Raw genomic sequence first — 644 nt, forward strand, 5'->3', positions numbered from 1 at the left:
GCGGCCTCGTACTGCGGCTTCTGCGCCCAGCCCGTCACCTCGATGGAGGGGATGCCTCGCTTGGCGCGCTCCTCGTTGGCGGCCTCGGTGCCTTCTTTCAGGCTCTTGAGCAGGTCGTCGGCGTTCCAGTCCTTCGCGTCGTCGTCCTTGATGTAGCCCTCCTTGACGAACTTCACGACGGCCATCCAGTCGGCGTCGTCGGCGGGGAAGACTACGCCGACGAAGGTGTCGTCGGTGCGATTGCCCATGCTGCGCATCAACTGCGCGGCCGCGGGTGTCGGCACCCACACGTAGCCGGGGGGCAACTGCAGGTGGGCCTGGTCGCGCAGCACGATGTCGGCGGGGCCGACTTTCTGCACGGCCTTGGCGGCCTTGAATGCGGCGTCCTGTTCGGCTTCCAGTGAACTGGCGGTCGAAGCGGGGGCAGTGGTGGACGGGGTGGTTGGCGATGCGGCGTGAGCGGTGTTGTGCGCCACGAAAGCGGCGCACGCGAGCAGCACGCCGGCCGTCAGGCGGGCGGTTTGAATACGCAAGTTCTCTCTCCTCGGTTGTTGTCTGTTTGGCGAGCCGGGAGAGTTTAAGAGTTCAGGTATCGCTCCATTCATGCGTCTGCTCGAGATGCCGACGCTGGGTGTTCGCGCATC

General features: G+C 65.7%; 1 protein-coding gene. It reads right to left on the minus strand.

Annotation, left to right across the window (positions count from 1 at the left end; genetic code table 11):
• On the minus strand, nt 1–533 hold a 533-nt coding region (locus ACSFA3_RS23625; RefSeq protein ID WP_435507852.1), incomplete at its 3' end, for a DUF2167 domain-containing protein.
• Between the last annotated feature and the right edge of the window lie 111 nt (nt 534–644).

The organism is Variovorax glucosi (genome assembly GCF_051216695.1).
Lineage (GTDB): Bacteria > Pseudomonadota > Gammaproteobacteria > Burkholderiales > Burkholderiaceae_C > Variovorax.